The 19,027-nt window shown below is 39.9% G+C and carries 19 protein-coding genes and 1 tRNA gene; 10 read left to right on the top strand and 10 right to left on the bottom strand.

Going from position 1 to position 19,027, the window contains the following annotated elements:
* Window positions 1-9: 9 nt before the first annotated feature.
* The 6 genes from QL989_RS08195 to QL989_RS08170 form a co-directional block, all read right to left on the bottom strand.
* Complete coding sequence (locus QL989_RS08195; RefSeq protein WP_010387992.1) at window positions 10-1,365, bottom strand: sodium-dependent transporter; 1,356 nt, start codon at window positions 1,363-1,365, stop codon at window positions 10-12.
* Window positions 1,366-1,562: 197 nt separating this feature from the next.
* Window positions 1,563-2,852 (bottom strand): ATP-binding protein, encoded by a 1,290-nt coding sequence (locus QL989_RS08190; protein WP_290169650.1) that lies wholly within the window; start codon window positions 2,850-2,852, stop codon window positions 1,563-1,565.
* Between the two features lie 85 nt (window positions 2,853-2,937).
* Window positions 2,938-3,642 carry a response regulator transcription factor gene (locus QL989_RS08185; RefSeq protein ID WP_054201686.1) on the bottom strand — a complete coding sequence of 235 codons (705 nt, stop codon included), beginning with the start codon at window positions 3,640-3,642 and terminating at the stop codon, window positions 2,938-2,940.
* A gap of 41 nt (window positions 3,643-3,683) precedes the next feature.
* Window positions 3,684-4,070, bottom strand: coding sequence for a DUF3019 domain-containing protein (locus QL989_RS08180; protein ID WP_010387996.1), 387 nt, complete (start codon window positions 4,068-4,070; stop codon window positions 3,684-3,686).
* Window positions 4,060-4,917 (bottom strand): MipA/OmpV family protein, encoded by an 858-nt coding sequence (locus QL989_RS08175; protein ID WP_138605367.1) that lies wholly within the window; start codon window positions 4,915-4,917, stop codon window positions 4,060-4,062. Before QL989_RS08175 ends, QL989_RS08180 begins: the two co-directional genes overlap by 11 nt.
* Before the next feature lie 359 nt (window positions 4,918-5,276).
* Entirely contained in the window at window positions 5,277-6,086 is an 810-nt protein-coding gene (locus tag QL989_RS08170) for a hypothetical protein (RefSeq protein WP_138608286.1), read from the bottom strand.
* A gap of 115 nt (window positions 6,087-6,201) precedes the next feature.
* Here QL989_RS08170 and QL989_RS08165 point away from each other — a divergent pair, with 115 nt between their 5' ends.
* Both QL989_RS08165 and QL989_RS08160 read left to right on the top strand, forming a co-directional pair.
* A complete protein-coding gene (locus QL989_RS08165; RefSeq protein ID WP_290169643.1) occupies window positions 6,202-7,356 on the top strand; it encodes a serine hydrolase domain-containing protein in 1,155 nt (384 codons plus the stop codon).
* A complete protein-coding gene (locus QL989_RS08160) occupies window positions 7,353-7,844 on the top strand; it encodes a histidine phosphatase family protein (protein ID WP_178956389.1) in 492 nt (163 codons plus the stop codon). The genes QL989_RS08165 and QL989_RS08160 overlap by 4 nt, the downstream gene beginning before the upstream one ends.
* Window positions 7,845-7,899: 55 nt before the next feature.
* Here QL989_RS08160 and yhbY read toward each other — a convergent pair whose 3' ends face one another.
* A complete protein-coding gene (gene yhbY / locus QL989_RS08155; RefSeq protein WP_008112687.1) occupies window positions 7,900-8,196 on the bottom strand; it encodes a ribosome assembly RNA-binding protein YhbY in 297 nt (98 codons plus the stop codon).
* A gap of 88 nt (window positions 8,197-8,284) precedes the next feature.
* Here yhbY and rlmE point away from each other — a divergent pair, with 88 nt between their 5' ends.
* From rlmE to QL989_RS08115, 8 genes are all read left to right on the top strand, one after another.
* On the top strand, window positions 8,285-8,914 hold the full coding sequence (gene rlmE, locus QL989_RS08150) for a 23S rRNA (uridine(2552)-2'-O)-methyltransferase RlmE (RefSeq protein WP_010388002.1): 630 nt from the start codon (window positions 8,285-8,287) through the stop codon (window positions 8,912-8,914).
* A gap of 66 nt (window positions 8,915-8,980) precedes the next feature.
* Window positions 8,981-10,954, top strand: coding sequence for an ATP-dependent zinc metalloprotease FtsH (ftsH, locus tag QL989_RS08145; protein WP_256729743.1), 1,974 nt, complete (start codon window positions 8,981-8,983; stop codon window positions 10,952-10,954).
* A 105-nt stretch (window positions 10,955-11,059) separates the two neighbouring features.
* A complete protein-coding gene (gene folP / locus QL989_RS08140; RefSeq protein WP_290169638.1) occupies window positions 11,060-11,905 on the top strand; it encodes a dihydropteroate synthase in 846 nt (281 codons plus the stop codon).
* Window positions 11,905-13,254 (top strand): phosphoglucosamine mutase, encoded by a 1,350-nt coding sequence (gene glmM, locus QL989_RS08135; protein WP_178956386.1) that lies wholly within the window; start codon window positions 11,905-11,907, stop codon window positions 13,252-13,254. The genes folP and glmM overlap by 1 nt, the downstream gene beginning before the upstream one ends.
* A 72-nt stretch (window positions 13,255-13,326) precedes the next feature.
* Entirely contained in the window at window positions 13,327-14,076 is a 750-nt protein-coding gene (gene tpiA, locus QL989_RS08130) for a triose-phosphate isomerase (RefSeq protein WP_290169635.1), read from the top strand.
* Window position 14,077: 1 nt separating this feature from the next.
* Complete coding sequence (gene secG / locus QL989_RS08125; protein ID WP_010388009.1) at window positions 14,078-14,431, top strand: preprotein translocase subunit SecG; 354 nt, start codon at window positions 14,078-14,080, stop codon at window positions 14,429-14,431.
* Between the two features lie 77 nt (window positions 14,432-14,508).
* A tRNA-Leu gene (locus QL989_RS08120) sits at window positions 14,509-14,593 on the top strand.
* A gap of 250 nt (window positions 14,594-14,843) precedes the next feature.
* Window positions 14,844-16,469: a methyl-accepting chemotaxis protein gene (locus QL989_RS08115; protein WP_024602066.1), complete on the top strand. Its 1,626-nt coding sequence runs from the start codon at window positions 14,844-14,846 to the stop codon at window positions 16,467-16,469.
* A gap of 104 nt (window positions 16,470-16,573) precedes the next feature.
* On the opposite strand, the gene QL989_RS08110 is transcribed toward QL989_RS08115, so the two are convergent.
* The 3 genes from QL989_RS08110 to QL989_RS08100 form a co-directional block, all read right to left on the bottom strand.
* Window positions 16,574-16,981: a phosphate ABC transporter substrate-binding protein gene (locus QL989_RS08110; protein ID WP_024602067.1), complete on the bottom strand. Its 408-nt coding sequence runs from the start codon at window positions 16,979-16,981 to the stop codon at window positions 16,574-16,576.
* A gap of 12 nt (window positions 16,982-16,993) precedes the next feature.
* A complete protein-coding gene (locus QL989_RS08105) occupies window positions 16,994-18,148 on the bottom strand; it encodes a porin (RefSeq protein ID WP_024602068.1) in 1,155 nt (384 codons plus the stop codon).
* Between the two features lie 241 nt (window positions 18,149-18,389).
* Window positions 18,390-18,986 carry a LuxR C-terminal-related transcriptional regulator gene (locus QL989_RS08100; RefSeq protein ID WP_290169629.1) on the bottom strand — a complete coding sequence of 199 codons (597 nt, stop codon included), beginning with the start codon at window positions 18,984-18,986 and terminating at the stop codon, window positions 18,390-18,392.
* Between the last annotated feature and the right edge of the window lie 41 nt (window positions 18,987-19,027).

The raw sequence follows: 19,027 nt of genomic DNA, 5'->3' as shown, positions 1-19,027 counted from the left end.
TTTGTTTTATTAGCTAAGTAAAGAATGTAAAAATACTAAGCTAATGGCGATAGGGCATACAAACTTAGTGTACCAAGGCCATATTTTCCAAAATAAGGTGTTATGTACTTCAGGGTTACCTTGCTGGATTGCTTTGAGCAGTGATGACCTATACCAGATCCACCCTACAAAAATACAACACATAAGTCCTAATAAAGGTTGCGCGACTTTAGTTGTTAAGGTGATCACTAAACCAAATAACGTGCCTAAGTTGCACACTATGGTAATACTAACTATGGCAATTAAAGCACCTATTAACCATGTTGCTTGCACACGCTTCATTGCAAAGCGCTCTACAGTGTACGATACCGGCGCTTCAAGCATTGAAATTGACGAGGTTAGAGCGGCAATACTCATTAATGCAAAAAAAGCAAAGCCAACAAATAAACCCACACCACCCATGCCATCAAATAAGGCGGGTAAAACCTGAAATACTAATGTGTCTTCTGAAAGTAGTTTACCTGTTGTTGACGAGAATATTTCAACACCTTGGGCTTGTGCAACATACATCGCGGGGATAATCAGTAAGCCTGCTACAAATGCGATGAATACATCAATAAGCGTAACATAAGCCCCCAAAGAGACGAGGTTTTCTTTTTTACTGATATATGAGCCATAGATAATCATTACACTGGTGCCCAGTGACAATGAAAAGAAGGCCTGTCCTAGTGCACTGACTAATAAGGTGGGATCAAAAATAGAAGAAAAGTCAGGGACTAGGTAAGCTTTTAATCCCTCAACAGCGCCTTCTTGAGTCATTACATAGGCAATTAAGGCAAACAAAATACCGAGCAGAGCAGGCATTAAACGTTTTGACCATTTTTCAATACCATTTTCAACACCGCGGCTGATAATAGCAACGGTTAAAATAATAAATACCACAGTAAAAAGAATGTTGCGTGTAAGTGACTGCTCACTTAACCACGAAGATGCCGCATCTGCGCCTATGAGAGTAGTAACCGGCTCTAAAGTCGCACTTAACATCCAACCAGCAACAATCGCATAAAAGCTTAGTATAAAGCCGGCACATAAAATCCCGCCAAAGCCAACAGCAAAGGCAAACTGCTTTTGCCAAGGTTTAGTGGTTAATTTAGTTAGTGAAGAAACCGCATTAGCTTGTCCATGACGACCTATCATCAGCTCTGCCATTAAAGCAGGATAGGCTAAAAAGAAGGCCAGTACTAAGTACGCGACTAAAAAGGCAGCCCCGCCATTACTTGCTGTTTGTGTCGGGAAACCCCAAATATTACCAAGCCCAACAGCAGATCCTGCCGCAGCCATTATAAAACCAAAGCGGGAGCTAAACTCACCTCTTACTGCACTCATATTATTTTGCTTCTCTATTTTTTCGACGCCGTGACAATCTACTGGAATTGTAAAAAAATAAAAAGTGCTTATTTGACTTAGTCGCACAATTATTGCGTTTTATTTTCAGATATAAATAACACGTGCATTTTTTGATTATAAATAGCACGATTTCTTTAATTATATTGCGTTAGTTAGAACGGATGGTAATTGTTTGATTAATATCTAAACCGCGCAATCGTAAGTGTAAAGCAGGCCCCACCAAGGTGCTCACTTTTACTCACTTCTATTGAGCCATGATGCCAATCGGCTACTTTGGCAACGATAGCCAATCCTAACCCATAACTGTTGTCACTGCGATTACGGTGGCTGCGCTCACGGAAGAACGGGCTAAATACTTTTTGATTGTTTTCTTGAGCTATTCCTGGGCCATCATCGGCAATGCTGATCACTAGAGTGTGCTCTTGTAGCGAGGCGGTTACCTTAATGTGATGATGTGCAAAATCGCAGGCATTATTAATTAAGTTAGCGATCGCTCTTGCTAGCCAATGTAAGTCAGCAAAAATAGTATGATCATCACATTCTAAAGAAATATTAAGCGAACGTGCGGTTATTCTTGGTTCAAGCTGCAGCACAATATCACTTAGATATTGTTTAAGGTTTGCTGATGAGTAAGTAAGTTTATTGGCATTTTGTTCCAAAGTAGCAAATGCTAAGTAGCTTTTTAACATTGACTCCATATGATCCAAATCGGTTTCCATACGGGTTAGGTAGTGCTTTATTTTGCTCTCATCCTGGCTATCAAGTGCAGCGTCAACACCAAAGCGTAAGCATGCTATTGGGGTTCTTATATCATGGGATAGGCTCGAGGCCATCAGTTTATTTTCAGCAACTAACTTTTCAATTTGACTTGCCATGCGGTTAAATGTCAGTTCCACATCTTTTATATAGGTAAAGCGAGAGGGCTTAATTCGGGCTTTAACATTACCGGATGCGAACTGTTTTGCCGCATCATTTAATACTGTAAGACGTTTTGCTAAAGGGGTAATAATAAAGCCCATAAAAACACATAAGCCAGTATAAAATAACAAAGTTAAAATTATGTCGTTTCGCTGTATGTTCTCATAAGGCTTATCTAAACGCATGGTTAAATGGTAAGGGCTTAATGCATCATTAGTGTAGAGCATGTAAAAGCCTTGCTCGTCCTCGAGTATTAACCCGCCTTGAGTTTGCATTTTATCTAATAGCGCTGATGGTAATGCTAGCGACTGATTTAATTTGTAGTTAAGAGTCAGGTTAAAATCTTTGGCTAACTTAGTTACCTGTTCTGGTCGTGCCTGTGGCTTTATAGCTGTGAGCTGTTTACTTAACCCGACAATAATCTGGCTTTGTACACTAAACTCATCCAAAGGTGCATGTGCTTGTTGGCTAAATGCATCAATAAGCCAACCTAAAACAATAATTGAAAGCAGCGCACTGCCTAGTAGTGAAATATAAAACTTTTTCATTGATGCTATTCCATAATAGGCTGGGTGTATTGAAGTGACTTTTATTATTGTCGCGCTTATTATTTAAGCGCTCAGGCATTAAAACTTACCACGCTGTAGTCACAAACAAATAACCACGCCCCCAAATAGTTTTTATTTTTTCTGGTTTTTGCGGATCATCATTAAACTTTTTACGCAAAGCAGAAATAAGCACATCAACGCTTCTATCTAGGCCGTCATACTCCCTGCCTTTGGTTGCTTTAAACACCGCATCACGTGATACAACTTGCCCAGCGTTGCTCGCTAAATAATGCAGTAATAAATACTCTGCGCTTGAAATATTCACATCTTGCTGGTTGAGTGTAACGTTACGAGATTCGGTATTAATACTTAATTGACCAATATTGATCATGCTCTCTTGAGCATCAGTTTTAGGCGTGTCGCTACTGTAGCGTAAAGCCGACTTAATACGAGCAAGCAGTGCACGAGGGCGAACAGGTTTTATAATGTAATCTGTGGCACCGACTTCAAGCCCAATGACCTCATCCATTTCTTCATCTCGTGCGGTGAGCATAATTATAGGGGCTTGATAAAAGCTACGTAACTCACGGCATACACTGATACCATCAAGACCTGGTAACATAATATCGAGTAAAATAAGCTGTGGGTTTAAATGCTTTACTTGGCTTATAACTTCATCACCGCGATGACATACATGCACAATATAGCCTTGCTCAGTTAAATACTCAGTTACCCATTGTGCAAGAGAGATATCATCTTCAACCAGTAAAATAGTACCGTAATTATCCATAAGCTTTCTTCGTATACCTGAATGATGTTTATAGTGTGTGGCTAAAATAACCGCCAGCGCCGCTTTTTTTGTCTATTTTGATACACCCATTGTAGTTTAACTTCGCTTACAGCAATCACTTGTGATGTATTACTATCAAACAGCTCAAATGAAATGCTCTGGGTTGAATCAAAGGCGTAATTAAGTGAGCCTTGTCGCTGTTTAAGCCAGCACTGCATAATGTATTTTGAAGTCGCATCGCGTAAACAATAATTTCCTACCTCTGGTTGCTGCCACGATAAGACAACATCGGCATAACATTGACGCCCTTCACGTAAGGCTACACAGGTATCGGGAACAGCAGTAAGTTCACTGGGTGGTTGTGTAGTGGCTGCAAGCAAAGAGCCCGAATATGTAAACAACAAACAGTAAAAAAATCTAAAGTACATAACGCAGGCCTACCTTGGCTTTGTGTTGATATCCTTGGGAAATAATTGGGCTGTCATCAATTTCTTTTGAAAACCAAGTGGTTAACCAGCCTGCTAAAAATACCCAATCTTGATTGATGGGGTATTCGGCATGAAATTCAAACATAATACTGGTACTGGCATCGGTACTATAAATAGGGCGTGCTGCGTTTGCTTCATCGCTATCAATACCAAAGTAATAGTTTGTAAAATCAGCAGAGTAGGCACTTAAGCCAATACCGGAGCGAAACTCCCAATTGCGCCAAGGTTGAATATGGCTGAAAAACACATTGGCAACCCAACCATTATGAGCACCGCTTATATCATGTAAATATTCAAATGAAACTTGTGAGTTTTCAAATCGGCGTGTTAATCGAAGGCCGGTGTCAAAATCATAGTTACGCTTTTTTATACCACGCAGTGGATCAATTATTCCGTCGTTATAAAAGCCTAAACCTTGTTCATCAAAACCTGCTTGAATGTTGGTGCCTAATAAATCAAGACCCCAATCATATTTGTTAATTAAGCTATAGCCTAAAACAAGTCCACCGCTGAGCTGATTATGGTCAAAATCTAGATAAAAATTATCGTAAGAAACTGCAATACTCAAATCTAGTTCTGCACCAACATCATAGGAGTTCATGCCAACTAAATAAGAGTCTTCAATGTAATAACCTGCGCCAGCGCTCCAATCCCAGGCAAACCCAGTGGTGGGTTCCAAAGTGTTATCGGCATAGTAACGATTACTGGCGCTGCTTTGGGCACTAAAAATAGCGGCAACTAATAAGGCTGCACAACCAAAAGACTGTTTAAGAGAAGTATACGTCATCCTTGGAACCTTAATTAGAGTTTGCTAAAGAGGCTAGGGTCTGTTGACCTTTGCGGATTAAAATTTGTTCAAACTAGGGGCGGTTTAATCGCGGCGCGAAGTTTGTAACCTAGTGGGCTAAGTAAAAACCGAGCAACAAAGAGTAAATCGCCCCTAGGCAGAACCCTTCGGGCAGCGTCTGTTTGGCATTGATGCTGCGTTATCGCCTATTTATGGGGAGCAACCACACCACAAAGGCTCTGCCTTGCCTAAATACCAAACAGAGTGCTGCAAATTTAACCTTGAAAGGTCAACAGACCCTAGTATATTGTCAAACTCTTAGCTAAATCTGTAAAAAAATGTAGCGGTCGTCCTAACAACTACTGAACTTTAATTTTATCAATAAGAATACTGCTTAAGTAAAATTGCATCATAGGTGTTAGAGCACTTATTTCGGTGCGTGTACATGGCCCATTTAATTTAGTTAAACGACTTAATTTTGTAATGGTTTTATACGCAGGGGCCGTTACTTCATTATTAAGCTCAGCTCGTTTTAGGCGAGCTTGTTCGGTGTTGTGCTTATGTATAAATGCAACAACTTCTAGCTCATTAGTGATCTTCTTTTCTTCGCTAAAGCTATAAACAAGGGGTTCACGATGGAAGCTTGCACTATCAATTGATGATTTAGCAAACCACACCACATCGCCCGATGCTTTGTGAGTAAGTCGCATACTAACTTGGGCTAATATATTGGCGCATTGTTGGGACGGAAATTGCTGGGCTACTTTTGAAAATAATGAATATGGTTTTTCTGGTTGCGCTAGGGTGTACTTAGCGTCATCTATAAATTCAAGATCAACTTGATGAATTGCTAACGTGTAATCGCTATTCTCGCTAGTGGTCACCTTAAGCTGTTTATCAATTAAGGCTTGGCTTATTTGAGAGACCAAAGTGTCGGTAACACTTGCACGGTCTACGATTACTCTAACAGTTTGATTTTTTTTCACGTTGTGGGCGGGTAATTGCACCGACTTCACTTTTGGTGAAGCATGCTCAGCTTCATACTTTAACTGGTAAGTTTGGCTCTTGAGCATAGGCTTTGCAGGCATAACTAAAGGTTCTGCGGGTTGTTTAACGACAGCACAACCTGACGCTGATATTATAAAAAGTGATACAACTAAAAAACGCATAAATATTTTACATCCACTCAAAAGCCATTAATCGGACATATTGTACGTTAGTCCGAGTAAAAGTTCATGATATTATAACGGTTGATTATGACTAAAAAAGAAAAATTAGCTAAGAATGAAGTATTTTAACACCTTACCCTTTTACTTTTTTGCCGTGCTCCTTATCGGGACGCATTTACAGGCGAGCGCAAGCATAGATCCTGATTGGGAAGCATTTGTTAAAAGTTATGGACGCTATACAGAAAAAAAACTAAAAATAAAAAAAATCCCAGGAGGGGCGCTATCCATTGTCAACTCACAAGCGCGTGACTACATCCATACTATGGGCAATACAAAGGTGCGCGGTGGGCAAAAAATCAACCCGCACACTCGATTTCGTTTAGCCTCCGTATCGAAAACATTTGCAGGGTCGTTAGCGGCTAAACTCGCAAATGAACAGCGGCTCAATCTTTATTTACCTGTTAGTTATTATTTACCGGATTTTAAGCAAACTGGCTATAAAGATGATTTAAAAGTTTTTCATATTTTAAGCCATTCTAGTGGTCTAGTGCCTAACGCTTACGATAATTTAATCGAATCGCGGATGGGTTATAAGGACATTGTTGAAAAACTATTGAGTGTTAAACCCATTTGTGACCCTGGTGATTGCTATGGCTATCAAAATGTAATGTTTAGCTTAATAGACGACGTAATTTTAAAAAGTACCAACAAAACCTATAGCCAGTGGCTTAATGAGGCGTTTTTTACTCCCCTAGAAATGAATGATGCTAGTTTGGGTTACGATGCCATGGTGCAGGATAATAACTATGCACACCCTCACGTGCGTGGAAAAAAACGTTGGTATAGCGCCCGCTTAAAAAAGAATTATTATAAAGTTGCACCCGCGGCAGGGGTAAACGCCAGTGCGTCAGATATGGCTATTTGGTTAAATGCGCAATTAGGGCAATATCCATCGGTATTATCCTTAGATGCATTGGCCACGCAAACACGCCCTTATACTCATACTAAAAAAGAACGCTACAGACGAGTATGGCGAGAGCACATGAACGAAGCCTACTATGGGCTAGGCTGGCGTGTGTATGACTATGATGATGAAACGCTTTATTATCACAGTGGTTGGGTGCAAGGCTACCGCAGTGACTTAGTGGTTTTTCCGCACTTAAATGTAGGGTTTAGTTTAATTTTAAATGCAGAAACTGGGCTCATTAATGAGCTTACTACGGAGTTCATAGACCGTTTATTGGCATACAAACGAGGTAAAAAACAATGAGTACATTGATAAAATCAGCATGGGCAGTATTACTATTACTGCTGTGCCACCCTGCTTTTTCTGCGCCTGAACAGCTTTATTTGTTTCGTCATAGTGAAAAACAAACAGGCAATGATCCATTTTTAACAGAGCGAGGGCAAGTACGTGCTGAGCATTTGGTTTCGCTAGTTAAAGCCCATCCAGACATTACGTTATACAGTAGTAACTATAACCGAACATTAAGTACTGCAGCGCCTTTAGCTAGGTATTTTAATGTTAAAGTTATAACTTATAATGCTGCTGATTTAACGACATTGAAAAATCAGTTGTTAGCACAAAATGGTGTTGTGGTGGTTGTAGGGCATAGTAATACCACACCGCAATTGGCTTCGTTATTGAGTAACCAAACTATTGAAAATATGAATGAGGGGCAGTTCGGGCACTATTATTTGCTGAGTAAGTTTGAGGATGGTAACTACAGAGCAAAGTTGCGAATAATGGATTTTTAATTATATATAAAAAAACCAGCCACGGCTGGTTTTTTGTATCATTTATAACGGATTGTTAGCCGCGAGGTAACTGAATTTTTTTCTCAGGGCTTTGACGGTAAAGCACAATCGTATGGCCGATTGTTTGTAGTTTGGTAGCTCCTGTTTCGCGAACTATGGCATCAAAAATAAGCTTTTTGGTTTCACGATCGTCAGTTGGCACTTTCACTTTAATTAATTCGTGAATTTCTAATGCGCTTTGGATTTCAACTACTACGCCCTCGGTTAAACCGTTAGAACCTAGTAAAACTACAGGCTTAAGGCTGTGTGCCTGACCTTTTAAAAACTGCTTTTGTTTGTTTGATAATGTCATGATATTACAAATTTTGCTGAATATGGCTTGAATTAAGGGTATTCTAACGCCATCTAGAGAATATTACTAATTAGTTGCGTGTTAATTTATGACAAATAAAAAACAGTCAGCCAGTTCACAGCGTTGGCTTAAAGAACATTTTGATGATAAATATGTTCAAGAAGCGCAAAAAAAAGGCTGGCGCTCTCGAGCTGTTTTCAAATTAGACGAAATCCAAAACAGAGATAAGTTATTGCGTCCAGCAATGACAGTGGTTGATTTAGGCGCAGCCCCAGGGAGTTGGTCACAATACTTAGCAGAAAAAGTAGGTGACAAAGGCCAAGTGGTTGCGTGTGATATTTTACCTATGGATTCATTAGCGGGTGTTGACTTTTTACAAGGTGACTTTCGTGAAGAGGCCGTACTTGATGCATTGTTAAAACGCATTGATGGTAAAAATGTAGATGTGGTATTGTCTGATATGGCACCTAACATGAGTGGTAATAACTCGGTTGATCAGGCGGGGAGCATGTACTTGGTTGAGCTTGCACTTGATATGTGCCACCAAGTTTTAAAGAAAAATGGCGCGTTTATTGTTAAAGTATTCCAAGGTGAAGGCTTTGATCAATATTTGCAAGATGTACGTAATAGTTTTAAAGCAGTGAAGATACGTAAACCGGATGCCTCGCGTCCCCGTTCTCGGGAAGTATATATAGTAGCGACTGGATACAAACTGTAGTACAGTTGTTTGGCGTTTAGTTGAATTTAAATTAATTGGATACAAGAGGTTAACCCCTTGAGCGATATGGCGAAAAATCTAATACTCTGGCTGGTTATTGCAGTTGTGCTTATGTCAGTATTTCAGAGCTTTAATGGCGGCGATCAAGTTGATCGTCAAACAAGTTACAGTCAATTTGTTAAAGATGCCCGCAGTGGCTCTATACAAGAAGTGTCTATTGAAAGTGGCAGTGGCACAATTACTGGCATAAAAAATAGCGGCGAGCGTTTTCAAACGATTATGCCGATCTATGATAAAGATATTTTAAATGATTTGTTAAAAAGCGATGTAAATGTCAAAGGTGTAAAACCTGAGGAACAATCGTTTTTAGCAAGTATTTTCATTTCTTGGTTCCCTATGATTCTGCTAATTGGTGTGTGGATTTTCTTCATGCGTCAGATGCAAGGTGGCGGTGGCAAAGGCGCCATGTCATTTGGTAAGAGTAAAGCCCGCTTAATGAGTGAAGATCAAGTCAAAACGACTTTTGCTGATGTAGCTGGCTGTGATGAAGCCAAAGACGATGTAACCGAGCTGGTGGACTTTTTACGTGACCCTTCTAAGTTTCAAAAATTAGGTGGCAGTATTCCTAAGGGCGTACTTATGGTCGGTCCTCCTGGTACAGGTAAAACATTACTTGCTAAGGCGGTTGCCGGTGAAGCAAAAGTGCCATTCTTTACTATTTCAGGTTCTGATTTTGTTGAAATGTTTGTGGGTGTAGGTGCATCACGTGTACGTGACATGTTCGAACAAGCTAAAAAAGCAGCGCCTTGTATCATCTTCATCGATGAAATCGATGCAGTAGGACGTAAACGTGGCGCAGGTATGGGTGGCGGTCACGATGAACGTGAGCAAACGCTTAACCAAATGCTAGTTGAGATGGATGGCTTCGAAGGCAATGAAGGTATTATTGTTATTGCTGCGACTAACCGTCCGGATGTTTTAGACCCAGCATTACTTCGCCCTGGTCGTTTTGACCGTCAAGTTGTGGTTGGTTTACCAGATATTCGTGGTCGTGAACAAATTCTAAAAGTACATATGCGTAAAGTACCTTTAGGTGATAACGTTGAAGCGGCAGTGATTGCTCGTGGTACACCTGGTTTTTCAGGTGCAGATCTTGCTAACTTAGTGAATGAAGCGGCTCTTTATGCAGCACGTGGTAATAAACGTGTTGTTAGTATGGCTGAATTTGACGCTGCAAAAGATAAAATCATGATGGGTGCTGAACGCAAGACCATGGTGATGAGTGAGCAAGAAAAAGAAATGACTGCTTACCATGAAGCAGGCCATGCCATTGTTGGGCGTATGGTTCCAGAGCACGATCCTGTTTATAAAGTATCTATTATTCCACGTGGCCGTGCGCTGGGTGTGACGATGTATTTACCAGAGCAAGACCGTGTTAGTCATTCAAAAGAGTTACTTGAGTCTATGATCTCTAGTCTTTATGGTGGCCGTATTGCTGAAGCCATTATTTATGGTGAAGACAAAGTAACTACCGGTGCAAGTAACGATATAGAACGTGCAACTGACATTGCTCGCAAAATGGTTACACAATGGGGTTTAAGTGAAAAGCTAGGTCCATTACTTTATGCTGAAGATCAAAATGAAATGTACATGGGTGGCGGCGGTGGTCGTTCTATGAGCATGTCGGATGAAACAGCAAAAGTAATTGATGCAGAAGTACGCTTGTTCTCAGACCGCAACTATCAACGCGCAGAATCAATATTGAAAGAAAACATTGATATTCTACACGCAATGAAAGATGCACTGATGAAGTATGAAACCATCGATGCCAAACAAATTGATGACTTAATGGCGCGTCAGCCAGTACGTGAACCACGTGATGCGCATGACCGACATGAAGCTAAATCAGAAAAAGAAGATGTTTCTAAAGATAAAGCAGTTGATGAAATACAAAAACCAACTAGCGAATCTAAAAACGACGACTCTAAAAAAGATGAATCTAAAAAAGATGAAACAAACCTTGATGATAAAGCTGAATAATCGTTAAAATAACAAATCCAAAAGCCCCGAAGTTCGGGGCTTTTTTGTATCAGTTTGCTGTAATTAACTCAAATTACACTTAACAAACACATATTAAGGTTAGCGATGAATAATAAAATTAACCTTGCACGTGGTCGAGCGCTTGATCTCAGCGAAACCATTATTATGGGAATAGTAAACGTTACCCCTGATTCATTTTCAGATGGTGGCCAGTTTTTTAATATTACAGCTGCACTCAAACATGCAATGCAATTACTTGATGACGGCGCGACTATTTTAGATATCGGCGGTGAATCAACACGTCCAGGAGCGCCGGATGTCACTCTTGAAGATGAACTGCAGCGCGTTATTCCGATTATTAAGGCTATACGTGAGCAAAGTGATTGCGTTATTTCAATCGATACCAGTAAATCCGAAGTCATGCGTCAAGCCATTGAAGCTGGTGCGGATATTGTTAATGATGTGCGAGCATTACAAGAACCTGGTGCATTAGAGGTGGTTGCTCAGTATCCTGACGTGGTCGTGTGCTTAATGCATATGCAAGGACAACCGCGAAGTATGCAAAACGACCCTCACTATAATGATTTAGCAAGCGAGATAAATGACTTTTTTAACCAGCGCATCGCTGCATGCGAAACTGCTGGTATAAGACAAAGCCAATTAATATTAGACCCTGGTTTTGGCTTTGGAAAAACACTTAAACACAATTATCAAATATTGTCTCAATTTAATGACTTTGCCCAGTTTGGCTTACCGCTGCTGGCGGGTTTATCACGTAAGTCAATGATTGGTAATTTACTCAACAGAGATACAGAAAATAGATTAGCTGGTAGTTTAGCTGGCGCATTAATAGCAGCACAAAACGGTGCGCATATTATTCGTGTGCATGATGTAAAAGAAACCGCAGACGTGCTTGGCGTATATCAAGCCTGCAAACAAGGAGTACTTTAATGCAAGAAAGAAAATATTTTGGCACAGACGGTGTGCGTGGTCTAGTTGGGCAAGGGCCTATTAATCCAGAATTTGCAATGAAATTAGGCTGGGCTGCAGGGCGCGTATTATCACAACATGGCACAAAAAAAGTCATTATTGGTAAAGATACTCGTATTTCTGGTTATATGCTTGAAACTGCATTGGAGTCTGGTTTAATTGCAGCCGGTATTGATGTTATTTTGCTTGGTCCTATGCCAACGCCTGCCGTTGCATATTTAGCGCAAACGTTTCGCGCAGAAGCGGGTATTGTGATTAGCGCATCTCATAATCCTTATTACGATAACGGCATTAAGTTTTTTAATGGCCAAGGCTTAAAACTAGATGATGTTGTAGAGCTGCAAATAGAATCCATGCTTGATGAACCAATGACATGTGTTGCCTCTGATAAGCTAGGTAAAGCAACACGCCTATCAAGCGCTGATGGCCGCTATATTGAATTTTGTAAAAGTCAGTTTCCACAAGGTTTATCACTTGAGGGGCTTAAAATAGTCCTAGATTGTGCCAACGGTGCAACGTATCACATAGCGCCTTCAGTTATGCGAGAGCTAGGCGCTGAGGTGATAACCCATGCATGTGAGCCTAATGGGGTAAATATTAACCATGAATGTGGCGCAACTCACGTAGATACACTAAAGCGTAAAGTGCTTGAGCATAAAGCGGATGTAGGTATTGCCTATGATGGCGATGGCGACCGTGTAATGATGGTAGACCACAATGGCCGCGTATTTGATGGTGATGATTTAGTTTACATTATTGCCTGCCAAGCTGCCCAAGATGACAACTTAGGAGGGGGGGTTGTTGGTACTGTCATGTCTAATATGGGTCTTGAAAATGCCTTAAAAGCAAAAAATATTGCTTTTGCTCGTAGCAAAGTGGGTGACCGTTATGTGATGGAACTACTGCAGCAAAAAGGTTGGAAAATTGGTGGTGAGAGCTCAGGCCATGTTTTAAATTTAGACTTAATTAGCACTGGCGATGGCATTATTTCAAGCTTACAAGTGCTTGCTGCTATGGTGGCTCAAAACCGTACACTTCAAGATTTAGGCGCTGGATTTACTAAGTACCCAATGAAAATGATTAACGTGCGATACACTGCCGGTACCGATCCAACTCAAGCACCAGAAGTACTTGCTGCAGTAGCTGAAGTAGAGCAAAGCTTAGCAGATAAAGGCCGTGTATTACTTCGTAAGTCAGGTACTGAACCTGTTGTACGAGTGATGGTTGAAGCAGAACAAGAAAAAATAGTTATCGATAGCGCACAAAAAATAGCAGCGGTTGTCGAATCTATGAGCAAACAAACTGATTGATAACAATAACCTCTTGTAACTTTGGGCGAGTCGAGTTAATATCTCGCCCGCTTTCTAATGTGGAGTGGAAAAATGGCAACACGCAAGGCGATGGTCGCGGGCAACTGGAAAATGAATGGTTCATTAGAACTTGTTGAACAACTGTCTGATGCTATTAACGATGTTAAACCTTCTGAAGTAAGCATTGTTTTATTTCCTCCGTTTCCACTGATATCAGCAATGGTCGCCAGTGGTGTAACTACTGGGACACAAACTGTTTCAGAGAATACGCCAGGTGCCTTTACTGGTGAAGTAGATGCCCAGCTAATTAAGCAATTAGGTGCAACATATGTACTGGTTGGTCACTCAGAACGCCGCAGTATATATAAAGAAAGCAACGACACCGTAGCGGCAAAATTTGCTCGCGCACAACAAGTAGGTTTAACGCCTATTTTATGTGTTGGAGAGAGCGAAATAGAGCAAGAAAACGGGCAAACAGAACAGGTAGTTGCTGCGCAGATTGACGCAGTAATTAATAAATTAGGTGTAGCAGCACTGAAAGAATCTGTGATAGCATATGAGCCCGTTTGGGCTATAGGCACAGGTAAGACTGCATCGCCTGAACAGGCACAAAGTGTTCACAAATTTATCCGTGACAAGATTGCTTCACTAGACAGCGATTTAGCACAAGGGCTAACCATCTTGTATGGTGGTAGCGTTAATGAAAAAAATAGCGAATTATTATTTGCACAAACAGATATAGACGGCGGCCTAATTGGTGGCGCCAGTTTAAAAGCAGAATCATTCACTGCTATCTGCAATAGTGCAAAAGGGACCGTATAAGATGTACGAAATTTTATTAGTAGTGTATTTAATTGTAGCGTTAGCGCTTGTTGGTATGGTTTTGATCCAGCAAGGTAAAGGTGCTGACATGGGCTCATCATTTGGTGCAGGCGCATCGTCTACTGTTTTTGGTTCTTCAGGAGCCGGTAACTTTATGACGAAAACGACAACAACTTTAGCAACTATCTTTTTCGTGTTAAGTATTGTTTTAGGTAACCTAACTGCCGGTCAAATCAAAAAGACTGACGAATGGGAAAACTTAGAAGCGGCTCCAGCTGTTGAAACTGTAACGCCAGTTGAAGAAGATGTTCCAGTAACATCTACAAAAGAGCAAAGCTCTGACGTACCAAATTAATTTAGTTTAAATTGTTAAGTTGCTCTCTTTCCTCAAGTTAGCTTTAAGACTTAACGCTAAGCAATAGCTTAAAAAATGCGGATGTGGTGGAATTGGTAGACACGCTACCTTGAGGGGGTAGTGCTTTCGGGCGTGGGGGTTCAAGTCCCCCCATCCGCACCAAATATAAAAACCAGTAACAGCAATGTTACTGGTTTTTTTGTGTCTGAAATTTAAAATATTAAACAACTCTTTTTGGATTAATGTTGAACATTGAGTAGAACACTCTATATTTCAATTGTTGGTGTTTATAAAAGAATACTGTTGTATATTTAATTTTATGTATAAAAAACGTCGAAAGTTAAAAATAAAGTTAACATTTTTCTATATTAAGCCGATAATAACTATAGATAATTAAACGGGGTAAATTAATATGGCTTCAGGTTTCTCTTTTAAAAACCTCAGCATTACTAAAAAAATACATGCAATTACATCTATAGCGATAATCGCATTCTTAGTAATTGTTTTGGTTAATTACTTTGCTATGAACGAAAATCGCATATCACTTGATGAAATGGAGAAATCTTCTTATAAAGTAGCTAAATTAACCTTGGCCAACGTAAGCATCTTAGAAAAGTTAGATGAGTTATACACTCAGGCTGTAACCTTTGGCGAGCAAGAGTTAGTAACAAAAGCGAGTGAAACTTATCAGCGGCTCATTTTGAATTTGGACGCAATAGAAACAATTAATGGATCATATATTGATAGCGACACAAAAACGCGGCTAAAAAATTATGAAAAGATATCTGCAACTATCGCCAATGGCATGGTTAATGGCACGGCTGATTTTAGTAAAATACAACAACAGGCGCAGCTTAAAACAAGCCTTTTCGAGGCGGTTTTAACCAGCTTTAAAAACGCACAACAAAAAGCAGATGATCGCTTTTTCCAGCTAGTTGCCAATACAAAAGCGCGTTCAGATGACGCGCTTAATCTAATGTTAGTTGTGGCGGTTGTATCATTAGTATTGCTTTTGCTTATGGCTATTTGGATTGCGCGTAATATTGGTTCATCAGCCAGTGATGCTGCTAATAACCTAAGCCTTTTAGCAAGTGGTAAAGGATCATTAAGCACCAAGCTTGCTGTTAACTCAGAGGACGAGATTGGTCAGGTATCTATAAACTTTAATGCTTTTATTAGCCTGCTGAGAGAAACTGTTTTAGAAGTTATCGCGGTATGTGAACCGCTAATGGAAAATTCAACCCGTCTTGTGCAAGGGATGGAGCGAGCAGAGCGAGCAACCACTAAACAAACCACCGATGCCGATGTTGTTAAGCAGTCGATGGAAGAGATGAAGCAAAGCGTTGGCGATATTTCACAATCAGCAGCGAGCGCATCTAATGCTGTGCAAACAGCAGAAAAAGAAGTGGATCAAAGTCGTGTACAAGTCAAAATGTCAGTTAATGCGTCGCGCACGTTAAGCGATGAAATTAATATAGCGGCGAACACCATTAATAAATTAGCCGATGACACTAAAAATGTATCGCAAATACTCAATGTAATTACCTCCATTGCCGAACAAACAAACTTGTTGGCGTTAAATGCTGCAATTGAAGCTGCGCGTGCAGGTGAGCATGGTCGTGGCTTTGCTGTGGTAGCAGATGAGGTCCGCGAGCTTGCATCACGCACAGCACAGTCAACTAATGAAATTCGTGAGTTACTAAGTACATTAAGTGTGGCTGCCAATGAGTCAGTAACGGCTATGACTTCTGCAAGAGACATGGCCACAGATAATGCCAGTGCAGCAGAGCAAACCGGTGTCTCGATTGAAAAAATAGCAGAGCAAATACTAGAAATTAATGGGATGAACTCGCAAATTGCAGCAGCAACTGAAGAGCAAACCTCTGTGGCCGCGATGGTAGTAGACAACGTATCGAATATGCATGTTTCATTTGAAGATACGATGAGTTCACTCAAAGCGGTAAGAGATGTGGCAAAAAACTTACATTACCTTTCAGATAATCTATTAGATGCAACTGCTAAGTTTAAAATTGAGTAGTCGTTAAGGCGAAACTTTAAGGTTTTATTACGGTTGTAAATAATAGGCATAAAAAAGCCCGCAACAAAGTATTTGTTACGGGCTTTTATTTTTAATTTAGCAGGTTAATACTTACCTACTACTTTAACTTTATCACTTGCTTTGGCGCTGTCTATGTAGCCAATTGCATCAGCATTAGCAGCTACAAAATCAATCACAGCTTGGTCATTATCAAGTTTACCTGGAGGCGTGCCTTTGCCAGTAAAAACTAGCTTTGACCAATAAGCATTTAATTGGCTGCCTGATTTGCCAACAAGCTTGTCGTTAAACTCATCTGCCACTGCAGTACCATTTTGGTTAACAGGGTTTACTTTGGTACCATCAGCAAACGATTTGCTCTTGCCAAGGTATATTTTTTTAATATCATCTTGGCTTATTGCATTGGCATTCGCTGGGTTAACGATTACTGCAACTTCAGCAAATGCTGCAGTACTACATAGTGTTAGCATGCTGGCTAAAATTAATTTTTTCATGGTTCGCTCCAATTAAAATACTAAATCAACGCCAACGGCGATAACATCAGTTTCAGTATTTGATATGTCGTTTTCAAAGCGACTAAAATCTACTTTTAATGCTGCCATTGGGTGGAAGTCATAGCGCGCACCAATGGTGTATACATTACTTTGGGCACGAGTACCTTCTAAGGCTCCATTTATTGCAGCATTTAGAGTCGGCACTGACTCTATAGCATTAAACCTTGATGAGTCATGCTTGTCGTCATTATCTTCATAAGTAAAATGAGCTATGACGTTATCCATACGATACCCAATAGAAGCGTAATATTGAGACTGCTTTGCTAATATACTGTCTTTAACTTCAAATTCGGTATATTCAGCGTCAAATAGAATATTGTTGTAATCTATTGAAATGCCAAAACCTAAGAAGTAGCTATCATCTTCATTTATTGAAATATCGTCAGCTTGAGTCGTTAATCCATTTTGGCGCAATATATTTTCTAGGGCGTTTATTTGAACCCCCGCTAGATCATTCTCATCTTTTTGCCCAAGTTTCATAGTAGTGTCTGTTACAAGGTAAGCTGCACGAGCACTAAACCAATCATAAGAGAGTGTCCAGTTAATACCTGCTACATCATCTAACTCTGCTTGGTCGTTATAAGTAACTGCTACTACATCACCCTCAAAGCCACCGTAGATAACCTGTAAAGTTGAATCCCAATCACCTAATTGTGAAGTGTATAACAAACTCAACCCTTCATAGGTTGAAAATGGCAGTCTATAAACGGATTGTGGTGGACGAACCCAACGATAGGCATAGCCAACATCTAAAAAGTCAGAATAGCGAAAAAATGGTGCGCGCATTTTACCGGCGCTTAATTGTAGCTCATCAGAGAACTCATATGTTATGTATGCCCATTCAAAATCAGCGTCAAAATCATTTTCACCGCGAGCTACTATTTGCGCTGTAGCGGATAACTTCTCTTGCAGGTCAGCGGTCAGCTGAAGTGCAAATACGCTTTCATTTTTAAATGAAATATCATCATCATATCCATATAAAGTTTGATCACTATCGAGTGACTTACCACCGACAATAGAAGCAAACCCATTAATACGAACTTCAGCACTCGCATTGCTTGTGGCAAGTGCGCAACAAATTGCTACTGCAACTGATAGTTTTTTCATTGTGTATCCTATTTAAATTTCATGTGTATCCCGTTGCAGTATAAGATGAGTATTAACTTTTTTCTAATTAAAATTAATAAATTAAGTCCTTTTTACTGCTTTTTTGCAACAAAAAGGCATGGCCGTGATTGAAAAGTAAGGTTTTTTTATTTTCAGGTAATGTAACTAATTGACTTGTTTGAGTTATTTATAATGAGATGATATTTACTACAGTAGGTATTAAGTAGTAATTATTTTCTAGTTATTTACGCGAATTCATATTTTTTAGGTTGTCTTGGCACCAACGAATTGCCTGCTGTTTATTCTTGACCGCTATTTTTTTATAAATTTTATGTAAGTGCACTCTTACCGTAGCTTCACTTATAAATAAGCTGTCAGCAATAGCACTGGAATGAAGCCCACTGAAAAGTAGGTTGAGTACTTTAATTTCTTTATCGGTTAGGTTATTTGTTTGCAAAGCAGTTTTTTGCTCTGAATCGAGCATTTGGCGCATCCAAATATCACTGATAGTACGTGGAAACCACAATTCCCCTTGTTTAATTGCTTCTAATCCCCTGTTAAATAGCTCCTCATTGGTATCTTGATAGAAAAGGCCTTTCAAATTTGGCCACTCTTTTAGTGAAGCAGCATCAGTATTTTTAGGAATATTAAAGATAACTAACCCTTGGTAATTATTGGTATGCATAAAATGGCTCAAAAGTTCGTAATTTGTAAGACTATTGAGTGCTGAATGACAGACTAATAATATGTCATTATTCAATGTAGTAAAAAATAATGGACTATAGTGGTTGTTGTTAAAAAGCATGTTAGCTGATTGCGTGGTCTGTTTTTTTGTCATGCTTTTCACCTAAAAATGATTCTGCAGTATATTTAAATATA

Origin of the sequence: Pseudoalteromonas sp. APC 3224 (assembly GCF_030407535.1) — a bacterium.
Classification (GTDB): Bacteria; Pseudomonadota; Gammaproteobacteria; order Enterobacterales; family Alteromonadaceae; genus Pseudoalteromonas.
Note: the sequence above shows the minus strand (reverse complement) of the source record. Positions and strands in the feature narration are given on the sequence as shown.

Excerpts from the sequence above, each read along its gene's own strand:
- QL989_RS08105 (WP_024602068.1), bottom strand. The coding sequence starts at position 18,148 with ATGAAAAAACTATCAGTTGCAGTAGCAATTTGTTGCGCACTTGCCACA.
- QL989_RS08110 (WP_024602067.1), bottom strand. The coding sequence starts at position 16,981 with ATGAAAAAATTAATTTTAGCCAGCATGCTAACACTATGTAGTACTGCA.
- QL989_RS08100 (WP_290169629.1), bottom strand. The coding sequence starts at position 18,986 with ATGACAAAAAAACAGACCACGCAATCAGCTAACATGCTTTTTAACAAC.
- yhbY (WP_008112687.1), bottom strand. The coding sequence starts at position 8,196 with ATGACATTATCAAACAAACAAAAGCAGTTTTTAAAAGGTCAGGCACAC.
- QL989_RS08185 (WP_054201686.1), bottom strand. The coding sequence starts at position 3,642 with ATGGATAATTACGGTACTATTTTACTGGTTGAAGATGATATCTCTCTT.
- folP (WP_290169638.1), top strand. The coding sequence starts at position 11,060 with ATGAATAATAAAATTAACCTTGCACGTGGTCGAGCGCTTGATCTCAGC.
- QL989_RS08170 (WP_138608286.1), bottom strand. The coding sequence starts at position 6,086 with ATGCGTTTTTTAGTTGTATCACTTTTTATAATATCAGCGTCAGGTTGT.
- secG (WP_010388009.1), top strand. The coding sequence starts at position 14,078 with ATGTACGAAATTTTATTAGTAGTGTATTTAATTGTAGCGTTAGCGCTT.
- QL989_RS08175 (WP_138605367.1), bottom strand. The coding sequence starts at position 4,917 with ATGACGTATACTTCTCTTAAACAGTCTTTTGGTTGTGCAGCCTTATTA.
- tpiA (WP_290169635.1), top strand. The coding sequence starts at position 13,327 with ATGGCAACACGCAAGGCGATGGTCGCGGGCAACTGGAAAATGAATGGT.
- QL989_RS08115 (WP_024602066.1), top strand. The coding sequence starts at position 14,844 with ATGGCTTCAGGTTTCTCTTTTAAAAACCTCAGCATTACTAAAAAAATA.
- rlmE (WP_010388002.1), top strand. The coding sequence starts at position 8,285 with ATGACAAATAAAAAACAGTCAGCCAGTTCACAGCGTTGGCTTAAAGAA.
- QL989_RS08165 (WP_290169643.1), top strand. The coding sequence starts at position 6,202 with ATGAAGTATTTTAACACCTTACCCTTTTACTTTTTTGCCGTGCTCCTT.
- QL989_RS08195 (WP_010387992.1), bottom strand. The coding sequence starts at position 1,365 with ATGAGTGCAGTAAGAGGTGAGTTTAGCTCCCGCTTTGGTTTTATAATG.
- ftsH (WP_256729743.1), top strand. The coding sequence starts at position 8,981 with ATGGCGAAAAATCTAATACTCTGGCTGGTTATTGCAGTTGTGCTTATG.
- QL989_RS08190 (WP_290169650.1), bottom strand. The coding sequence starts at position 2,852 with ATGAAAAAGTTTTATATTTCACTACTAGGCAGTGCGCTGCTTTCAATT.
- glmM (WP_178956386.1), top strand. The coding sequence starts at position 11,905 with ATGCAAGAAAGAAAATATTTTGGCACAGACGGTGTGCGTGGTCTAGTT.
- QL989_RS08180 (WP_010387996.1), bottom strand. The coding sequence starts at position 4,070 with ATGTACTTTAGATTTTTTTACTGTTTGTTGTTTACATATTCGGGCTCT.
- QL989_RS08160 (WP_178956389.1), top strand. The coding sequence starts at position 7,353 with ATGAGTACATTGATAAAATCAGCATGGGCAGTATTACTATTACTGCTG.